The sequence below is a fragment of the Methanolobus sp. genome (assembly GCF_016278365.1).
GTDB lineage: Archaea > Halobacteriota > Methanosarcinia > Methanosarcinales > Methanosarcinaceae > Methanolobus.
On the sequence record NZ_JADQBZ010000008.1, the window covers coordinates 417537 to 431411 of the forward strand.

Below are 13875 nucleotides of genomic sequence, written 5' to 3' on the forward strand. Positions count from 1 at the left end.
TTTAAAGTAAACTAATCACTGTTACTATTTATGCTGTCTATTATAATTACATTAATATACTAATATTTTAAAATTGTCTGGTGGAATAATTTCATTTCCGTATACTAAGTACATTGACTTTTCACAAATAAATAATCCAAAACCAGGGTTTACGATTATACTATTAAACTAATATTAGCTTGGTAAACTATAAATAAAGAAACTTCTTTTTAGCACTAAAAGATTACATATATAAAATTTCCAGCTTTACCATATTTACAGTAAACATGTTTCTTAAAAAAAGTTCATTCAGAGAATTATTCATTTAATTATAACTATGAGGAAGTGCGTAATGACAAGTGTCCTTGTGGTCGAAGATAATGTCGAGAATATGGAACTGATCATTTGTCTCCTTGAAATGAAAGGTTACGAATTCGAGGTGGCTATGGATGGAGAAAAAGCATTGGAGCTTGCCAACAAATGCATTTTCGATCTAATTATATTAGATATACAGCTTCCTAAAATTGACGGTTTTGAAGTTCTCAAAAGACTGATAAATACCCCGAATTCAAATACACCTGTTATGACCGTTACAGCATGTGCTCTGAAAAAAGATGAAGAACATTTTCTTGCAGGAAAATGTGCACACTCCCTCACAAAACCATATAGTATGAATAAGTTTTTTGAGGTCGTTTCTATTTACCTTTAGTAGAGGGAATATTATAAAACAATAGCTAATTAAGAAATCAGTTTATCGGATTATAATCTACAAAATATTCATAGTGATAAGTCTTATATAAGGTAACCGTGTTAATTGAGTGTTATATGATTACAGAGGTGTGTGCCTCTTTTCCCCAACACCCCCCACTCCCAACACACACCTCAATTATCAATTAATATTAAAAATCTATGTTTTTTGGAATTGTTAAATTATTATCAGGGCCTGCTACATAATTGGCGCTTTTTAAAGTCCAGAGTATTTTTGAATATGGCCAATATAAGGATATACCATTACAGGAGCCAGCCAGCAGCAATGCCGGAAAAAGAATGGCTTAAAGTAATATAAGAAAAAGGTACAATTATAGTTAAATCATAAATCGGTAAGATTCGGGGTGTGTAAATATTGGCGACAATTGAGATCATGGGTAGTGGTGCAGAGGATAAAGGTTTTACGAAAGATCTGTTTGAGATTATGCAGTTTACTCCTGAAGGTGTATTCAGCACCGTACTTGCAAAATCAAAGACATACAATTATACACTTATGTGTCTTGCCAAAGGCACTGACATTGACACCCATACATCATCAAAGAACGGAGTCGTTCAGGTACTTAAAGGGAAAGGAATGTTCAGACTTTTTGATAGGGATATTGAAATGAAACCAGGCCTGTTCATCTTCATGCCGGCAAATGCGCCTCACTCACTGAAAGCAGACGAGGACCTGGCAATACTACTATGCCTGACAGTATAAGCAATAAAATATAGAAAGCTAAAAATAAAAAAATGACAGTTTTTATTTTTCGGTCATATCTTGTGTGACCAGCTCGAACATATATATAGCTGCTTCCTCATTACGCATATCCGTCCAGACTATCCTGTCACCATATACGGCAGGATATACCTGGTTTGACACGTTGGAACTTACCTGCAGTTCCTCACCTGTCGAGAGGTCCTGCATATAAATGTCCCAATTTCCGGGCATGTCCCCATCCTGGTTGCGGTCATCCATCCAGACAATACGGTTGCCGCTGATAGCCGGGCCCACCTGCCATGATTCATTTGTTGTCACCTGTATTTCCTCACCAGTTGAGAGGTTATACATGTATATGTCCTGGTTGAAATTGCGGTAATCAGTCCATACCACCCTGTCATCATCTATTGTAGGAAGATATTGCTCAGACTCGTTTTGCGTCAGTTTTGATTCATCACCGGACGATATATTGTACATATAAACACTGGAACTTCCATTGCGGGCATCCTCCCATACAATTATGTCCCCGGAGATACCAGGATACCACTGATCCGCTTCATTGATTGTGATCTGTGTTTCTTCTCCTGAAGTGATATTGTACATGTAGATATCCATGTTGCCGTTGCGCATGTCACTCCAGACTACCCGGTCTTCGTTTATTGCCGGAACACGCTGGTCAGCAGGATGGACCGTTACCTGCTTCTCCTCACCGGAAGAAAGGTCATACATGTAGATATCCCAGTCACCATTACGATTATCCTCCCATACGATAATATCCCGGTATATATCAGGAGTCATCTGGATAAACGGAGTTGATGTTATCTGGACTTCCTCTTCTGATGAGATATTGTACATATATATGTCAAAAGTCTCATTACGAGTATCGGTCCATACTATCCTGTCCTCATGAATAGCAGGATACCATTGCCCTGTCCCGTTAGGCCCTATCTGCATTTCAGTGCCTTCAGCCATAGTAGCCACTGAAGTGCTCATGGATAGAAGAGACAGAGCGATCAGGGAATAAATTACTATACTTTTTCTCATTTTCACTTATTTACACTCCCGGAGAATTCAGGTCTTCTCAGGGGACCCGAATTGGTAATTTAGATATTGTGCCTATAGGCTTTTGTTGCTTTGGAAATAATGTTTCTTAACTAAACTTGCTGGAACATACTTACCCATAAAAATTGATATGTATTTTTGAATGATACTCAGGCTTTATCAATCCCCAGAGTAAATATAAAGAAATAGCATAATGGATAAAGCCGAGTAATAGAAAAATAGATTATATGGCTGAAAGGGAAATGGTCCTATGACAATAAAAGATTCACTATCCAAAGAGCTGCCTGTGGAAGAGTATGTTATAGATCAGGAACCATACTACATTCCTGTTGGTAATGAAGTGGAAATATTCATGGCAGCTTACAAGAACCTGCTGCCTGTTAATCTCAAGGGACCTACAGGATGTGGGAAGACACGTTTCATGGAATATATGGCCTACAAATTAAAACGTCCCTTGATAACTGTTGCCTGCCATGAGGATCTGACTGCGACCGATCTTGTAGGCAGATTCCTTATAAAAGGAGATTCTGTGGAATGGAACGACGGCCCCCTGACAAAAGCTGTAAAGAGTGGAGCTATATGTTATCTTGATGAAGTGGTAGAAGCCAGGAAGGACACCATAGTGGTCATACATCCACTCACAGATAACAGGCGCATTATTCCTATCGACAAGTTGGGTGTCATTATGAAAGCATCACCCGAATTCATGCTTGCCATATCCTATAATCCGGGATACCAGAGTGCTGTAAAAGACCTTAAACAGAGCACCAGACAGCGGTTCGTGTCGATAGAATTCGATTATCCCCCGGCAGACCTTGAAAAGCAGATAGTTATCCATGAAAGCGGAGTAGACGAAAGAACGGCAGGGTTTCTGGTAGAAATAGGACACAGAATACGCAATTTCAAGCACCATGGCCTGGAAGAGGGAGTTAGTACACGTCTTCTCATTTACGCAGGCAAGCTGATACATGAAGGAATCGATCAGCGAGAAGCCTGCAGGACAGCGATGGCAAGGCCAATAACAGATAATCCAGATCTTCAAAAGAGTATCGACGAGATAATATCAGCCATAATGGAGTGAGAGGCGGCGTTGGAGAAGGATACAGGCACTTGGAATTATCTTACGGAAGAAGAGATTTCAGCTATGATAAGCTCTCGCTTCCCTAAACTGGACAATACCGATATTTTAAGGCTGACAGGAGGATTTGAGGGCTTTGAGAAGCAGGAGCTTGAGGCCATCCTTATTCCCGGGACCAGAGTGTTGAAGAGGGGCCTAAGGGTCCTCATGGCTTACCTGAAGGCATCGCCTGGAGTATACAGGCTTCTTAAAGAGGAAGATTTCAGCAAGTGGCTCCTTATTGCCCAGAAAGTGTCTGTCCTTAGTGTATCCTGTTGTGAAGGGTTCTTTGATTCCTCAGCAGGCATCATCAGTAAAGGGGGCCTGCCACTGCTTGAAAGATGGACCGATCGTGGAATATCTTATGCAGAAAAAAGTAAGTGGCTGGCAATCGCTTATTTCAAATATACAGGTGTCATCGTCGGTTCAATGGATTTTGGGAATTTCACGCAGTTAGTTACGATAGGCAGGGATTTTGCAGACTCTAATGTGAACGTTGCAGAGGAGTATTTCAAAAACCTGCCTCTTTTGCAGTCCCTATTATCCGCTGAAGACTTCATTCTGTGGTGCGGGATCATAGAACGCATGCTCAAAATATACTGGCTGGCTGCAGTCGACATCATTAATGCGACACCGGGAGTGCTTTCGGATGTACCGGCCCATAGAAGAAGAATAGTGCTGGAGGAACTGGATGCATTCATTATGCATGGAGGAAAGACTGCACTTTCATTGTTCAGGAACGCTCCTTATGCTGTCGGGAAACTGGATGACCGGAATCTGCACAGATGGGCAACCATAGCCTCCGAGATTTCAAAAAAAGATACAGAAGCTTCTGTATCTTTTATGAACTGGAGCCCGGAGATACTCAGTTGCCTGGAAATGGACGAGATAGAGGATTGGGTGAATAAAGGAATAGATACACTCTCTGACAAGCATGCTTTCCGTGCGTATGTTTATGGTAGTTTTAAGGGGATGGGGAGGAATCCGGACCATATAAGCAGGGATGCAAGATCCTTTCTGCTGGATACAGGAATCAAACTTGCACTCGTAAATCCGGAGTGTCTGGAACGATACTTTGAAAATGCCCCTGCAGCCATTAAACTGCTTGAAACGGAAAACTTCAGCGAATGGGTGAACACAGGGATTGCAATCTCAGAGCAGAGTTCAACCTATGGATCCAGTTATTTCAAAAATTCGATTTCATCCCTGAGGAAAATAGCCCCGGCATCCCACAGGGATATTTTCAGGACTTCACGCAATCTGCTCGAAAAGGACTGGCTGCTGGCAGGAGCATTTTTCGATAACCTTCCCCAGGTAGTTGAAAAAATAGGTCCCGATGACATACGAAGATGGGCAGGTACCGGGATCAAAATATACGAGCATGCTCATAAACTGGCAGTGGACTACTTTACCCATTCCCCCATGCTCATGAAGGATCTCGGGGTCTGTGAACTGGAAGAATGGGCCCTGAACGGAATCAAGATAATGGAAGATAATCCACTTCTTGGAAGGCCGTATTTTTCCCTGAGGTCCAAAAGCTCAAGAGATTTCATAGAAGAACTAACAGGTTCCGTAGCTCTTAAAAAAGTAGCCGCCATTCTACGATACTATGCACTCGGGCTCTCGGGCGTCAACTTCAGCATCCTTTCACGTAAGGTCCTGCAACTTGAAGATGATGCGGATACGATCAACCCGGTTGTAGCTGGCCGGACTATCTACCTCGCTCCGCGGATTAAGAAATATCGTGGCTTTGATGACAACTTCAGGATATACAAGCTAAGCGTTATGCATGAAGTGGGACATGTGCAGTTCAGCTACATGGAGATCCCTTCCCGGGAATCATCGGAACTTACTGGAGCTATCATTGAAAAATATGCCCGTGGGAAAGATGGTGCCTATATGGACCAGGTACACCTGGAGAAAGTCCGGGATGCCGCGGACACTGTAGACATATCGGACATCATTGCCCTTTTTCCCAATGAACCTCTGGCGGCAAGCATACTCGGAGTGCTGGAGGATGCAAGGGTCGAGTACATGATCATGAATTCCTACAGAGGTGTCCGCTCAGATCTTGAAAGCATCAGGCATCAGATGCTTATGGAAAGACCGGTACCTGAGGATGGCCTTGAGAAGTTCATGGAAGCACTGCTCTGGTTCTCAACCGGTCATGAACCTGCTTTTGCTCTTACAGGAATTACGACAGAGTTGACGGAAAATGTGCGCAATTCCCTGAATAAAAATATCTTAAGGCAAGATTCATCGATACTTGACTGTCTGGAAGTCACCTTTGACATATATAAGATTCTTGACAGCCAGTTTGGACCTCTTGAAGCAAGAGAGTATGAGATCCTGAAGAATATAGAGTACCGGGGTATGGGCCTCGGAGCCTATGGTAATAAAGAACCGCTTGCCAGCAGGGCATATGAGAATGTGATCAAGAGGTTTATCCCTGAAAGTGAGACAGACCTGACTGCAGAGAAGGAACGACCAAAAGAAGAAAAGGTCAAGAGCAAATCCAGCTATGCTAAAGACAAAGGATGGAAGATACTTGGAAGCTACAGGTACGATGAATGGGATACTGCTATCAGTGACTACAAATCAGACTGGTGTACTGTGAATGAGATTGAGCCTGTTGGTGTATCTGCGGATTATTACAGGGATGCTTCGGAGCGTTACAGGAACGAGATAGCCCTTATAAAGCGCGTGTTCAGCAGGATGAAGCCAGAGTCATTTCACAGGATGCGCAAACAGATAGACGGTACGGAAATCGATATTGATGCATTTCTAGAAGCACTGATCGACAAAAAGGGCGGTATTAACCCGGAAGACAGGCTGTATATCAGGTGGGACAAGCACGAACGGGATGTAGCTACTCTTTTCCTGGTGGATGTCAGTGCTTCCACTCGCAAGGTGCTGGGTATGGATGGCAGAAGCATCGTGGATGTGGAAAAGGACGCACTCATTGTGATGATACAGGCACTTGAGAGTATAGGAGACAAATATGCAATATATGCTTTCTCAGGTAATACAAGAGAAGATGTAGAATATTTTGTCATAAAAGAATTCGAAGAGGAACTTTCGGGAGATGTGGCACGCAGGATCAGTCTCCTGGAACCTGTAGCCAATACCAGGCTGGGACCAGCCATCAGGCATTCTATCAAGAAACTGGACCAGGTTAACGCACAGACAAAAATAATGATGCTGCTCTCTGACGGGGAGCCTTATGACACATGTACGGGGGAAGGAGCCTATCAGGGCCAACTTGCAGAAGAGGACACAAGGATCGCTATCCAGGAAGCAAGGTCCCATGAAATGCATTTCTTCTGCATTACAGTCGATAATAACCCAGGAGAGTATCTGGACAATATATTCTCTGATGTTGGATATACGATAATCGATGATGCACGGGTACTACCGGAAAGCCTTCCGTTGCTGTATAAGAAGATAACCACATGAAATAGCAGGTATGAGCAGCTTAAAGTATTTATAGCAGGGGCATATACTACTCCGACACTCGAATGTTTGTAGGATATCTATTATTTTGAATACAAATTCTGCAGAGGAACTTTGATCTGACCTATAAGCCCTCTTTTCAACCACTAGGTTGATAAAATAGGCATATATAGAAAAGAATCAAACTACACTTCATATTACGAGAAAACATTATATATATACAGAGTGATTGACATGGTACCTAAAAGAGCGTTTTTGACTAAAGGTTTCGGAGTTCACAAGGACAGGCTGGCATCTTTCGAGCTGGCTTTAAGAGCTGCACATATCGAGAAATTCAATCTTGTAACTGTATCCAGTATACTTCCACCCAATTGCAAGATAGTGCCAAAAGAGGAAGGTCTCAGCGAGATAGCGGCCGGCGAGATTGTACACTGTGTCTTGGCGCGTAACGACACGAATGAGCCACACAGGCTGGTATCAGCTGCAGTAGGAACTGCAGTCCCAGTGAATGAGCAGAACTATGGCTACATATCCGAGCACCACTCATACGGCGAAGATGAGACAAAAGCCGGAGAATATGCAGAAGATCTGGCAGCAACAATGCTGGCAACAACTCTTGGTGTTGAGTTCGATGCTGATTCAGCCTGGCATGAGAGAGAACAGGTATACAAAGCAAGCGGACATATCATCGATACAACGCACTACTGCCAGACAGCCCATGGCGATGCTGAAGGCAAGTGGACCACTGTGGTAGCTGCCATGGTGTTTATCGAATGATTTTAAGATTAAGCTTTTAGTGATAGGAAATAGCGTGTTGCAGTCTTAAAGTGCAACATACTACCCTTAATTTATTTTTAAAAATTGAGATTTGCTGGGAAGGCTGTAACCTCTTTTTAGGAATTATCCATGCTCCTAGCAGAGCTTTATACAGTAGTAACTTATTAACATATTTAATGTATGCGCTAAAATATGAAAAAGTATATATAAGATATCCCTTTTAATGAAGGTTTGTTAAATAACGATTATAGAACTCCTTTTGTCAAGAAAGACGATTATTGGTGTTTTTTTATCAGACAATAACAGAAGATTTATATAGAACATAATTACAACATTTGTTATGAGTTTACTATCTCATAACAGGATATTAGTACTGAGGTATTGGCATTCAGGAAACAAAAATCGAAGTAAGGAATCTTGTTAAAGTTTTTGGAAAGAATCCTCAAAAAGCTCTTTCATTGGTCAAGAGCGGATTAACAAAACAAGAGATATTTGAAAAGACCAGGCAGACCGTTGGTTTGTACAATTTGAATTTTGATGTTTACGCAGGAGAAACTTTCGTACTTATGGGACTCTCTGGATCAGGGAAGTCTACATTGCTGCGTTGCCTGAACAGGTTGATTTCTCCCACAAGCGGTAGCATTCTCATTGATGGAGATGACATAGCAGGCATGGATACTGAGGAACTAAGAGAAGTTCGCAGGAATAAAATGACGATGGTGTTCCAGGGTTTTGCTTTGCTGCCCCATAGAACGGTAATCGATAATGTGGCGTTCGGGCTGGAGATACAAGGAATCCCAAAAAATGAACGCTACGAAAAAGCTGAGGAGGCCATTTACAAGGTAGGCCTGAAGGGACATGAGCAAAGCAATACGTCCCAACTTAGCGGAGGTATGCAGCAAAGAGTCGGGCTTGCAAGGGCTCTTGCAACCGACCCCGACGTGCTTCTGATGGATGAGGCTTTCAGTGCCCTTGATCCACTTATAAGGTCCGAGATGCAGGATGAGCTCATCGCTCTTCAGAGTAAGTTGAAAAAGACTATCGTCTTTGTGTCCCATGATCTTGACGAAGCGCTTAAACTGGGAGACAGGATAGCTATCATGAAGGATGGTTACATCGCTCAGATAGGAACTCCGGAAGAGATACTTACATCCCCGGCAGACGATTATGTTTCAGAATTCGTAGCTGGTGTGGACAGAACAAAGATACTGACCGCTGAGAATGTTATGAAACGAGCTGAGCCTTTCATTTCTATCAACTCCGGACTGACCGTTGCAATGCAGTTGATGAAAAAGCATGGTATCTCATCCATATTTGTGGTAGACTCCAACAAAATACTACAAGGAATCTTACCGATAGAACATGCTGTGAATGCCTCCAAAGAGAAGAAAAAACTGGAAGAGGCATTTATTATTGATTTCCAGAAGGTTGAACTCCATACTCCCGTAAAGGACATAATCCCGGTAATAGCTGAGAGCAGATATCCACTTGCCGTTATTGATGATATTGGTAAGCTTAAAGGAGTCATTGTACGAGGAAGCGTACTCGGGGCACTTGCTATCACCAAAGAGGAGGAAAGTTAATGGTCGTACCAAGTTTACCCATTGGAGATTATGTTGAGTTAGGTGTTTATTGGTTTGACGATAACTTTGGATTCCTTCTAGATTTGTTCAGTAGTTTTGTGAGTACACTTATTACAGGATTCAGAGACATGCTGATGTTCCTTCCCCCATTAGCATTTATCGTTCTTGTCTCGATGTTTGTGTATATAGTGTCAAGGCGCGACCATAAGCTCACTATTGGAACTGCAGCCGGATTCCTGCTTATTGAGATTATGGGCCTCTGGGGGCTTTCTATCGAAACCCTGGCACTGGTATTGTCTTCTGCATTCATGGCCCTCCTTATAGGGATACCTCTTGGTATCATAGCCGCAAAGAACAGATCATTGTTCAATGTAATAAAACCAGCATTGGATTTTATGCAGACGATGCCTTCCTTTGTATATCTGATACCTGCAGTGATATTCTTTGGCCTGGGTAATGTACCCGGACTTGTTGCAACGGTAGTGTTTGCAATGCCCCCCACTATACGCCTCACAACCCTTGGTATCCGACAGGTCCCTATCGAACTGATAGAAGTTGCCGACGCTTTTGGGTCAACACCTATACAGAAACTCTTTAAAGTTGAATTGCCTGTCGCCCTCCCGACCATTATGGCCGGAGTCAACCAGTGCATAATGCTTTCCTTGTCAATGGTTGTTATCGCAGCCATGATTGGTGCCAGAGGGTTAGGATACCAGGTGCTTGTAGGTATTCAGCGAGTCGATATTGGCCAGGGTTTTGAGGCAGGACTGGCGATTGTTATCATAGCAATTGTCCTTGACAGGCTCACACAGAGCCTTACTCCCAGAAAATGACATTCAAAGGGTATTTTGCCCTTTTATCCCCTAAATAAATAGTGTTGTGATAAAAATGAATAATAAGACAAAGATAGTTTCTATTGTTATTCTGACGGCTATGATCTTAATGGCTGCAGGATGCGTTGGAAACGAAGAACCGCTGGAGAATACAAAGCAAGCTACAATAGGCTATGTGCTTTGGGACGGCGAGATTGCAAGTACCAATGTTATGAAACAGGTACTTGAACAGGCAGGCTATGAGGTAGAGATCATATCCGTAGATGCAGGTCCTCTCTACCAGGGACTCGCAAATGGACAGTTTGACTTTACTACATCTGCATGGTTGCCACATACACATGGACATTACATGGAACAGTATGGCGATGATTTTGTAGAAGTATCAACTAATCTTGAAGGCTGCAAGATCGGACTGGTTGTACCTGAATACGTAACCATCGATTCAATTGAAGAAATGAATGATGTGAGAGATGAATTCAATGGCAGGATCACAGGTATTGAGCCTGGTGCAGGTATAATGACTGCTACCGAAAACGCAATTGAGGTATACGATCTTGAATACGAACTTGTATCCAGCAGCAGCGCAGGCATGGCGACAGAGCTTAGAACTGCAATAGCCAATGATGAGTGGATTGCGGTTACCGGATGGAGTCCTCACTGGAAATTTGAGCGATGGGACCTGAAATACCTTGAAGATCCGGAAATGGTCTATGGTGGCGAAGAATATGTCGCAACCCTTGCACGTGCAGGACTTCAGGAAGACGATCCCGAACTATATGGTATCATATCAAGGTTCTACTGGACACAGGAAGATATCCAATCTGTAATGGTTGACCTTGAAAGCGGCATGAGTGAAGAAGAAGCAGCCCAGAAGTGGGTTGACAATAACCCCGACAAGGTAAATGAGTGGATAGGTGCATAAGGGTTATACCCTTATACGCTATTTTTCGATATAGTTCCTTTTTCTTGTTACTTTTATTAGTTGTAAATAATTAAATAACTACTTGGATTAATCTTATACTGCTGTAATAACTCTTTTTTCTTCCAAAATAAAATCTAGTAGAACATAATCGATCCGTACGTGAAAAATTGCTCAGCATTTAATCTAATTGCAAGAGTTAGTGAGTGCAGTTGTAACATCAAATAGAAAAACTTAAATAAAATATACCTTATGTTGATTGTCGTATCAACATATTGAATACAGGTGAATTGTTATGAAGAAAATATTAAGTATACTTTTGGTTTTCGTTATGATCGGACTGGTGGCAGTTTCCGGTTGTACGGACACAGCTGACGAAGGAACTGATGACGAGACAATTGTTGACGATGAAACTGTTGTTGACGAGACAACTGATGATGAAGATGCATCAGAAGACGCAATGAATGAGACGGTCGCTGACGTCAATGAGACTTCAGAGGACGATGTCGTTGATTCTGAAGAAGAAGTTGCTTCTGAAGATGAAAATGAGAATCCTGTTGAAGACGGGAATGCAACAGTACCTGAAGAAGATTCTGTTGTAGAATAATATCATATATTCCCAATTATATCTTTTGAGGCAGTTTGACTTTAAAGTCAAACATTTTTTGTTTTTTAAATATTACTTATTAATTCTAAAGTCACCTATTAATTTTAAAGTGGCAGCATTTAATTAATCCGGATTCCCGTTTATGATCACCATTAATGGATTTAATGTCTGGAGCAATATTTCGCAAAGAGAATAACGTGCCAGCAACAAACCTACTGACTAGAAGTAAAAGTAGGTGGTACAATATGAAGAATAGTCTGTTAAGAATAGCATTGATTGCTGCTGTCATGGTACTCCTGTCAGTTGGATCTGCCAGTGCAGCCTGTTATCTGAATGATGTCCAGGAGGACAGCATTGAGTATGAGGGATATCTGAATGTGAGTTTGGACGTATCAACATCAGCCCCATATACAGCTGAGATGATGCTGACAGATGAAACACTGGGTTTTTTCCCTGATGCAACTATCGAGACCATATTGCTCAATATTCCCGCTGATCAGATAGAAAGCGTAACTGATGCAGAGGGGAACGAGTGGGAAATAAATGAGGTCAGTGAAGAAGCAAATGGATTTGGCGCTTTTAATATCAGTATTGAGCCAGCTGATGATTCAGAAATTAACTCCACGACTACAGTCACTATAAATCTGGTCGATTCCTGGGACCAGTCATTCCCAAGGAATGATGCAGGATATCTCATAGCAACTGATATTAGCAACATTGGAGAAAATGCAGGTGACAGTGCCTGGGTGACCCTTGGGTTCTGCGAAGCACCGGCACCTATAGTGGATGAGGAAGAACCTGTGGAAGAACCACCTGTAGAAGAACCACCTGTGGAAGAGCCACCTGTGGAAGAACCACCTGTGGAAGAAACTCCTGTTGAAGAACCACCGGTAGAAGAGCAGCCAGCGGCGGAAACTGTCTGTTATCTGAACGTTGTTCAGGAAGACAAGAGCGCATATGAAGGACAGCTCAATGCAACCTTGGTCATCGATAATGAGACAGAGAACACTGCTGAAATAGAGCTGGCAAATGAAACCCTTGAAGATTTCCAGGACGCTCAGATTGGCAAGCTCTTGCTCAATGTACCTGCGGACCAGATCGAGAATGTAACTGATGCTGAAGGAAACGAGCTTGAGTTCACAGAGACCGGGGAAGAAACCGATGATAATCCATTCGGGAACTTCATTACAATGATCACTGTAATGATGAGTGATGAAATGGAGCATGATTTTGGAGAGTTCACAACAGAGATCACAGTATCTGAAACTGAGAATATGACCGGTCCAATCACTATTGCCTTCACAGAGGAATGGAATGGAGCACTTTCACCAAATGAGGAGGGTTATGTTATTGCAGCAGACGTCCAGAACATCGGGGAGATGGGCGACGATAATGCATGGATAACCCTTGGATTCTGTGAAGCATCTGAAGCCACAGAGCAAATGAATATTGTCGAAACGGCAACTGAGGCAGGTTCATTTTCAACTCTGGGAATGGCTCTGGATGAGGCAAACCTTACCGAAACGCTGAGTGGAGAGGGACCTTTCACCGTATTTGCTCCAACAGATGAGGCTTTTGAAGCACTTCCCGAAGGTACACTGGATGAACTACTACAGGATGAAGATGCTCTGACTGCTGTCCTGACATACCATGTAGTTTCAGGAGAGTACAACGCCAGTGACATAGCGGACATGGAATCCTTGCCAACGGTACAGGGCGAAGATATCAATGTTACAGTCGAAAACGAGAATGTCATGGTGAATGATGCTAATGTAACAACAGCAGATATTGAAGCCAGCAACGGCATCATACATGTAATTGACTCGGTGATGCTACCACCTTCAATGCTTGAAGGAACAAATGAGACCGAAACAGAGGACATGAACGATACGATAACACCAGATGACGATAATGTTATAATCGTGAATTAACATTGATTATCTGTCGTTCCAACTGCACATCTGGATGAAGCATTCCAAATTCGGTTAAAATGGGAGTGATACTCACTCCTTTTCTACCTATTTTTCCGAATCACCCTTTTACATAGCAATTGAATTTAGTCAGGCATAGCCTGCTT

General features: G+C 42.5%; 11 protein-coding genes. 10 read left to right on the forward strand and 1 reads right to left on the reverse strand.

The annotated features are described in order from the left end of the window. Positions 1-316: 316 nt before the first annotated feature. Positions 317-688, forward strand: a complete 372-nt coding sequence (locus tag QZZ22_RS10545; protein ID WP_292464613.1) for a response regulator — start codon at positions 317-319, stop codon at positions 686-688. 414 nt (positions 689-1102) lie between these two features. Further along, a complete protein-coding gene (locus tag QZZ22_RS10550) occupies positions 1103-1447 on the forward strand; it encodes a cupin domain-containing protein (RefSeq protein WP_292464614.1) in 345 nt (114 codons plus the stop codon). 42 nt (positions 1448-1489) lie between these two features. Here the strand turns inward: QZZ22_RS10550 and QZZ22_RS10555 are convergent, their stop codons facing one another. After that, on the reverse strand, positions 1490-2491 hold the full coding sequence (locus tag QZZ22_RS10555; protein ID WP_292464615.1) for a hypothetical protein: 1002 nt from the start codon (positions 2489-2491) through the stop codon (positions 1490-1492). Positions 2492-2759: 268 nt separating this feature from the next. Here QZZ22_RS10555 and QZZ22_RS10560 point away from each other — a divergent pair, with 268 nt between their 5' ends. From QZZ22_RS10560 to QZZ22_RS10595, 8 genes are all read left to right on the forward strand, one after another. Next, positions 2760-3590 carry a CbbQ/NirQ/NorQ/GpvN family protein gene (locus QZZ22_RS10560; protein WP_292464616.1) on the forward strand — a complete coding sequence of 277 codons (831 nt, stop codon included), beginning with the start codon at positions 2760-2762 and terminating at the stop codon, positions 3588-3590. 9 nt (positions 3591-3599) lie between these two features. Continuing rightward, complete coding sequence (locus QZZ22_RS10565; RefSeq protein WP_292464617.1) at positions 3600-7082, forward strand: VWA domain-containing protein; 3483 nt, start codon at positions 3600-3602, stop codon at positions 7080-7082. A gap of 231 nt (positions 7083-7313) precedes the next feature. Further along, positions 7314-7856, forward strand: coding sequence for an arginine decarboxylase, pyruvoyl-dependent (locus tag QZZ22_RS10570; RefSeq protein WP_292464618.1), 543 nt, complete (start codon positions 7314-7316; stop codon positions 7854-7856). Positions 7857-8314: 458 nt separating this feature from the next. Further along, positions 8315-9439, forward strand: a complete 1125-nt coding sequence (locus tag QZZ22_RS10575; RefSeq protein WP_292464619.1) for a glycine betaine/L-proline ABC transporter ATP-binding protein — start codon at positions 8315-8317, stop codon at positions 9437-9439. Then, positions 9439-10272, forward strand: a complete 834-nt coding sequence (locus QZZ22_RS10580; protein ID WP_292464620.1) for a proline/glycine betaine ABC transporter permease — start codon at positions 9439-9441, stop codon at positions 10270-10272. Before QZZ22_RS10575 ends, QZZ22_RS10580 begins: the two co-directional genes overlap by 1 nt. A 55-nt stretch (positions 10273-10327) precedes the next feature. Beyond that, the gene (locus tag QZZ22_RS10585; RefSeq protein ID WP_292464621.1) at positions 10328-11194 is read left to right on the forward strand and encodes a glycine betaine ABC transporter substrate-binding protein; all 867 of its coding nucleotides are present in this window, start codon (positions 10328-10330) and stop codon (positions 11192-11194) included. Positions 11195-11486: 292 nt separating this feature from the next. Next, positions 11487-11798: a hypothetical protein gene (locus QZZ22_RS10590; protein ID WP_292464622.1), complete on the forward strand. Its 312-nt coding sequence runs from the start codon at positions 11487-11489 to the stop codon at positions 11796-11798. Positions 11799-12043: 245 nt separating this feature from the next. Beyond that, positions 12044-13729, forward strand: a complete 1686-nt coding sequence (locus tag QZZ22_RS10595; RefSeq protein WP_292464624.1) for a fasciclin domain-containing protein — start codon at positions 12044-12046, stop codon at positions 13727-13729. Positions 13730-13875: the final 146 nt, after the last annotated feature.